At 47.1% G+C, this 6,747-nt stretch carries 5 protein-coding genes, 1 tRNA gene and 1 pseudogene; 6 read left to right on the top strand and 1 reads right to left on the bottom strand.

Features of this window, described 5'->3' with window-relative positions:
- Nucleotides 1–100: 100 nt before the first annotated feature.
- Nucleotides 101–484: pseudogene (locus ACTO17_RS10240) on the top strand (transposase); the annotation flags it as partial.
- A 115-nt stretch (nt 485–599) separates the two neighbouring features.
- Here the strand turns inward: ACTO17_RS10240 and ACTO17_RS10235 are convergent.
- A tRNA-Ser gene (locus ACTO17_RS10235) sits at nt 600–688 on the bottom strand.
- A gap of 143 nt (nt 689–831) precedes the next feature.
- Here ACTO17_RS10235 and ACTO17_RS10230 point away from each other — a divergent pair.
- From ACTO17_RS10230 to ACTO17_RS10210, 5 genes are all read left to right on the top strand, one after another.
- Complete coding sequence (locus tag ACTO17_RS10230) at nt 832–1,905, top strand: 6-phosphofructokinase (RefSeq protein ID WP_172538268.1); 1,074 nt, start codon at nt 832–834, stop codon at nt 1,903–1,905.
- Between the two features lie 2 nt (nt 1,906–1,907).
- Nucleotides 1,908–3,488 carry a DNA polymerase III subunit gamma/tau gene (gene dnaX / locus ACTO17_RS10225; RefSeq protein ID WP_482557859.1) on the top strand — a complete coding sequence of 527 codons (1,581 nt, stop codon included), beginning with the start codon at nt 1,908–1,910 and terminating at the stop codon, nt 3,486–3,488.
- Nucleotides 3,489–3,515: 27 nt separating this feature from the next.
- Entirely contained in the window at nt 3,516–3,869 is a 354-nt protein-coding gene (locus tag ACTO17_RS10220) for a YbaB/EbfC family nucleoid-associated protein (RefSeq protein WP_172538260.1), read from the top strand.
- Nucleotides 3,870–3,995: 126 nt separating this feature from the next.
- Nucleotides 3,996–4,592, top strand: coding sequence for a recombination mediator RecR (recR, locus tag ACTO17_RS10215; RefSeq protein ID WP_172538262.1), 597 nt, complete (start codon nt 3,996–3,998; stop codon nt 4,590–4,592).
- 91 nt (nt 4,593–4,683) lie between these two features.
- Entirely contained in the window at nt 4,684–6,645 is a 1,962-nt protein-coding gene (locus ACTO17_RS10210; protein ID WP_482557858.1) for a LysM peptidoglycan-binding domain-containing protein, read from the top strand.
- Nucleotides 6,646–6,747: the final 102 nt, after the last annotated feature.

Raw genomic sequence — 6,747 nt, 5'->3', positions numbered from 1 at the left:
ATGGAGACACAGCCAGCTTAATCATAATTTTTGAAGCAAAATCTTGTTATAGGGGTAGTTTGCGCTTTTTTATCCTCCCGCAAGATTCTGTTTCATAGTAATAGAAAATATGGAGTATGACGCGGAATCGGATCTGTATATCTGCCGGAATGGAAAAAGGCTGATGGCAGACCATATCAGGCATTCCAAAAGCAAAACAGGTTATGTAAGTGAAAAAACGATTTACAAATGCGAGGACTGCAACGGATGCCCCTATAAAGCTGAATGTATTAAGGGCAATAATTGTAAAACGCCGTTGGAAGAAAGGACGAAAACACTTCAGGTTGCCAGAACATTTCTAAAATACAGACAGGAAGGTTTGGAACAGATCCTTTCAGATGAAGGCATTGTTTACAGGATGAACCGGACCATTCAGACGGAAGGCTCTTTTGGGGATTTCAAACAGGATATGCAGTTTCGCAATAAAAGCAAGAAAAATGAAGCTGCCTCTTCACGAATTTTTATTCGTTAAAGCGACAGCCCCATTTCAATATTTATAAAATTTGTCACGTAATTTGTCATAAAAATAAAAAAAATTGATATTTCGGTGTTTTTAAGAACGGAGGAGGGGGGATTTGAACCCCCGCGCCGGGACTACCGACCTACTGGTGTTCGAAGCCAGACCCTTCAGCCGCTTGGGTACTCCTCCATGACGATACAATTATAACAGATTTTTTCAGAAATGCAACCGGAATTCGGAAGAAAAATCTTGTGATAGGGAAAATTATGATCTATAATATTTTGGTAGGCAAAGTAAAGATTCAGATGATTGTAAAGGATGTGGAGGAAACAATGAAAAGAATTGGAATGCTCACAAGCGGCGGCGACTGCCAGGCATTAAATGCGGCAATGCGCGGTGTGGTAAAAGGGTTAAGCAAGAACGTAGAAGATTTGGAAGTATACGGTTTTTATGAAGGGTATAAAGGTCTGATATACGGAAATTACCGTCTGCTCACCGGTTCTGATTTTTCCGGAATTCTTACAAAGGGCGGCACGATTCTGGGAACGTCCAGACAGCCGTTTAAGATGATGCGGGTGCCGGATGAGAAGGGACTGGACAAGGTAGAAGCAATGAAGCAGACGTATTACAAGCTGCGTCTGGACTGCCTGGTAATTCTGGGCGGAAACGGAACCCAGAAAACTGCAAACCTTCTCAGGGAGGAAGGCTTAAATATCATCCATCTTCCTAAAACTATTGACAATGATATCTTCGGCACAGACGTAACATTTGGATTTCAGAGCGCCATAAATATTGCAACAGACGCCATTGACTGTATCCATACTACAGCCGCTTCCCATAACCGCGTATTTATCGTGGAGGTTATGGGCCATAAGGTAGGGTGGCTGACACTGTATGCAGGAATTGCAGGCGGGGCCGACATTATTCTGCTTCCGGAGATTCCTTATGATATCAACAAAGTGGTATCTGCCATTGCAGGAAGAAATAAAGCAGGAAAAGGATTTACGATTCTGGCAGTTGCAGAAGGAGCCATCTCCAAAGAAGACGCCAAGCTGTCCAAAAAAGATTTGAAAGAAAAGATGAAAAACAGGAAATATCCTTCTGTTTCCTATGAGGTGGCAGCGCGGATTGAAGAAAAGATCGGAAGCGAAGTGCGGGTGACTGTTCCGGGCCATACCCAAAGAGGCGGAAGCCCCTGTCCTTATGACCGTGTGCTCTGCACCAGACTGGGAGCGGCAGCGGCAAATCTGATTCTGAAAGAAGATTACGGCTATATGGTGGGCATGGTCAATGGAAATACAAAGAAAGTGCCCTTAGAAGATGTGGCCGGCAAGTTAAAAATGGTAGAGCCCAATTCCAAGATTATAAAAGAAGCAAAATTAATCGGCATCAGCTTTGGGGATTAAATATGTCATATACAGCGTTATACCGTAAGTTCCGTCCCCGGGAATTTGAAGATGTCCGGGGGCAGGAGCATATTGTTACAACGTTAAAGAACCAGATTCAGGCAGGCAGGATCGGACATGCCTATCTGTTCTGCGGAACCAGGGGAACCGGCAAGACTACCATAGCCAAAATCTTTGCTAAGGCAGTCAATTGCGAGAATCCCGCCGGGGGAAGTCCCTGCGGCCAGTGCGCTTCCTGCAAAGCCATTGCCGCAGGCAATTCCATGAATGTGATTGAGATAGACGCCGCTTCTAATAACGGTGTGGATAATATCCGCGAAATCCGTGAGGAAGTGGCTTATTCTCCGGCAGAAGGCAAATATAAAGTCTATATTATTGATGAAGTTCATATGCTGTCCATAGGAGCTTTCAATGCGCTGCTGAAAACCTTAGAGGAGCCGCCCTCCTATGTGATTTTTATTCTGGCTACAACGGAAGCCCATAAAATTCCCATAACCATACTTTCCAGGTGTCAGCGGTATGATTTCCGCAGAATTACCATTGAGGCTATTTCAGAACGTTTGACAGAGCTGACGAAGATAGAGCAGGTGGATGCAGAGCCTAAGGCCATCCGCTATCTTGCCAGGGCAGCGGACGGTTCCATGCGAGACGCCCTGAGCCTTCTGGATCAGTGCATTGCTTTCTATCTGGGGGAAAAACTGACCTATGACCGCGTATTGGAAGTGCTGGGGGCTGTGGACACAGAACTGTTTTCAAAGATGCTCAGAAAAATATTGGCAAAGGACGTGACAGGCGCAATTTCCCTTCTGGAAGAACTGATGATACAGGGACGGGAGCCGGGACAGTTTGTGACAGATTTTACCTGGTATCTGAGAAATTTGCTTTTACTGCAAAGTTCTGATAATATGGAAGACGTGTTGGATATTTCCAGTGAGAACCTTTTGCTGCTGAAGGAAGAAGCGCAGATGGCAGAAGGGGAACAGTTCATGCGCTACATCCGGATTTTTTCGGAACTGTCCAATCAGATACGGTATGCGGTGCAGAAACGCGTTATGATAGAAATAGCGCTGATAAAACTGTGCAGACCCCAGATGGAACGGGACTTTAGTTCCTTAATCCAACGGATTGCCCAGTTGGAAGAGAAAATGGAGCAGGGATTTGTCTCCGGGATAACGGAAGAAACCGCTGCCCAAATCCATTCTAAAGAGCGGCCGGCAGAAGAACCGCAGCCGAAAAAGCAGCTGCCCAAAGCCGTACCGGAGGATGTTCAGCAGGCGGTGAAAAACTGGCGTTCCATTATTGAAGATTTGTCCGGCGTATTGAAAAGCTATCTGAAATCGGCGCGTCTGAGTTTAGCAGGCGGGAGTCAGCTGTTGATTGTACTGGAAGATGAGGTGGCGGAGGCGTTTGTAAACTCCCAGGCCCATATTCAGGAGCTGAAAGAGGCCATAGCAGACAAAACCGGCAAAGAAGTGGAAATCAAAGTCCAGTTAAACGAAACCGGGCAGCCCTTTGAATCTTCTTATGTGGATCTTGGGAAAATCATAAATATGGAAATAACCATCGAAGATGAGGAAGAATAACAGCAGGATAGAAAGGAGAAAATATCCATGGCAAAGCGCGGCGGATTTCCGGGAGGAATGCCCGGCAATATGAATAACCTTATGAAGCAGGCTCAGAAAATGCAGAAGCAGATGGAGGAAGCAACCAAAGAACTGGAGGAAAAAGAGATTACGGCCACTGCAGGCGGCGGAGCAGTAGAAGTAACCATTACCGGTAAGAAGGAAGTGACCAGAGTAAAGCTTGCAGAAGAAGTGGTAGATCCCGACGATATTGAAATGCTGGAGGATTTGATTATGGCGGCCACCAATGAGGCTCTCCGCCAGATAGAAGAAGCGTCTCAGCAGTCCATGTCCAAAATTACCGGAGGACTTGGCGGAATGGGCAGCGGATTCCCATTTTAAGAGGGAAGCCGCATTGGCAGGCTTGCAGGGCAAAAGCGGCAATTTCCCCATTTTAAGAGGGAGGCTGTATTTGCATGTTTGCAGGGCAAAAGCGGCAATTTCCTATTTTAAACAGGAGGATGCAAAGTGGATTATTACAGCAGTCAGATAAGTAAACTGATTGAGGAGTTATCTTCTCTGCCTGGAATTGGAAGCAAGTCGGCGCAGCGGCTTGCTTTTCATATTCTGAATATGCCGGTGGAGCAGGTGGAAGAACTTTCCTCTGCCATCATAGAATCCAGGAAAAAAGTGAGATACTGCAGAACATGTTTTACCCTTACCGATGAAGAACAGTGCCCCATCTGCAGAAATGAAAGCCGGGATCACAAAACGATTATGGTGGTGGAAGACACCAGGGATTTGGCGGCTTATGAAAAGACAAATAAATACGAAGGAGTGTATCATGTGCTCCATGGGGCAATTTCTCCCATGCTGGGCATTGGCCCCGGGGACATTCGTCTGAAAGAGCTGATGCAGCGCCTTCAGGAAGAGGTGGACGAGGTAATTATCGCCACCAATTCCAGTCTGGAGGGAGAGACTACGGCCATGTATATCAGTAAGCTGATAAAGCCCACGGGAATCAAAGTGTCCAGAATTGCCAGCGGCGTTCCGGTAGGCGGCGATTTGGAATATATTGATGAAATGACACTGTACAGGGCGCTGGAGGGAAGAACAGAATTGTAGAATTCCGTCGAAATATTTTTCGCAGGCATGACAGGGATTTCCAAAAATTGCAGACATTATATGCTACCATGTGGAAAAAAGAGGTGAAAGCATGATAGAAATTGTTTGCAAGGACGGATTACAGGAAGAGAAAAAAGAAGGAAACATAAGTCTGCCCAGGAACATTCGTCAGGTTGGAAGTCCCGGAGGAAGACATAAAATTTACATAGAAGATTATGTGTATACTTATCTGAAAGCCGTTGCAGGGAAGAAAGAATCCTGTGCTGCGGTGTTTTTGGGTAAAAGCCGGATGGCGAAGGATATCCGGTATACCTTTGTCAACGGAGCGCTGGAATGCGGCAGCGGGATCTTTCAGTGGGACAAGATCTGCCTGGATGACAGTTTTTGGAAAAACCTGGAAAGGGAGCAGAAAAAGTATTTTCCGGATCGGGAAATTGTTGGATGGTTTCTGGGAAAAGCAGGACAGGCATTGGAATTGTCCCCGGCGGTGGAAGCGGCCCACCGGAAGTATTTTTCCGGCAGGGATAAGGTGCTGATGCTGATGGATGTGTTGGAGGAAGAAGAAATTTTCTTTATCTATGACCAGGGCTATCTGCAGAAACGCGAAGGCTATTATATTTATTATGAAAAAAATATTCCCATGCAGGAATATATGATTCATAAAAAAGACGAGGAGCAGCGATTGGGAGAACTTGCGGCTGAAGAAGAAAGCCGTACGGAACATTCCCAGACAGAAGAAAACCGTACGGAACATTCCCAGACAGAAGAAAACCGTACGAAACATTCCCAGACAGAAGAAAACCGTACGAAACATTCCCAGACAGAAAAGAACCGTACGGAACATTCCCAGACAGAAGTTTCCGAAGCAAAAAGCGGACACACACCGGCAGAAATGCAAGATTTGGAAGCAGGAAACTCCCAGACAGAAATCAGCGATGGAAAGCGGAAAAAACCGGGCGCGGAGCCTGGGGATACAAAACAGGAGAGACCCTATGGAGAAACGGGTGATTCGGGAACGGAGAGGCTGTATGCAGGAATGCATCATTTAAAACAGGGCAGCCCTCATGGGGAAACGGGTGATTCAGAACAGAGGAATACTCAGCTTAAACTGGAAGAATTCCGGAAATTGCGCAGGGAGCTGAGAGCAGATAGCGGCAGTCAGCTGAAAGCAGATACAGGCAGTCAGGAAAAAATTTTTGCCAGAAGCAATTTGGAAGAACCGAAAACCCAGGCGGAGGAAGCTTTAGAATCCTATCGGAACATGATGGTTACCAGACATGGAAGGCAGGTAGAGCGGCAGAACCGGAGATTTCTCTATACGGCATCTTCTTTTTTCCTGGTGGCAGTCTGTGTGCTGGGGATTACCACCATTAACAATTACCGGAAGATGCAGGAAGTGGAGGACGTGCTTCATGTGATGCGAAGCGGGGAATCCGCCCAGAAACGTTCAGAAAATCAGGACGGCGTGGTAGTGGAAAGTGTGGAATCCCAGGTGAAGCCTTTGGAAGAAGGGCAGCAGGCCGGAGACGGAAAAGAGCAGGGCAATGCACAGACTGATCAGGCAGCAGCTTCCCCGGACGGACAGCCCCAGGGAACAACTCCGGATACAAAAGGTGCGCAGTCCGAAGAACCTTCAGGAAATCCCGACAGCGGACAGCTGGAAGGAACCCAGGGGAACGCAGGAGGTGCACAGCCGGAAGGAGCCCAGGGGAATACAGGAAACGGACAGCCGGAAGGAACTCAGGGGAATGCGAGCGGACAGCCGGAAGGAGCCCAGGGAAATACAGGAAGCGGACAGTCGGAAGGAACTCAGGGAAATGCAGGCAGCCCACAGCCGGGAGAAGCCGCAGAGAACTCAGGCGGTGAGGAAAACAAATCCCAGGAGACTTCTGCAGAACAGCCCCGTTACTATACAGTTCAGCCGGGAGATACCCTGGCTTCTATCTGCATTAATATTTACCATAGCCGTGATATGATGAAAAAAGTATGTGAAGCCAATGGCATTGAAGATGGGGACAAGATTTATGCCGGCCAGAAACTGCTGCTGCCGTAGCGAGCTGTCTTTTCTGCTGCGGTTTTCCCACTGTGCTTCTATTTTATTTTCTAAAAGGTGTGCATCGGGCATCGGATTGTGATATGATAGGAACAGACTCAA

The sequence above is a fragment of the Petralouisia sp. genome (genome assembly GCF_056822245.1).
This window is presented reverse-complemented; position numbering and strand designations above follow the sequence as displayed.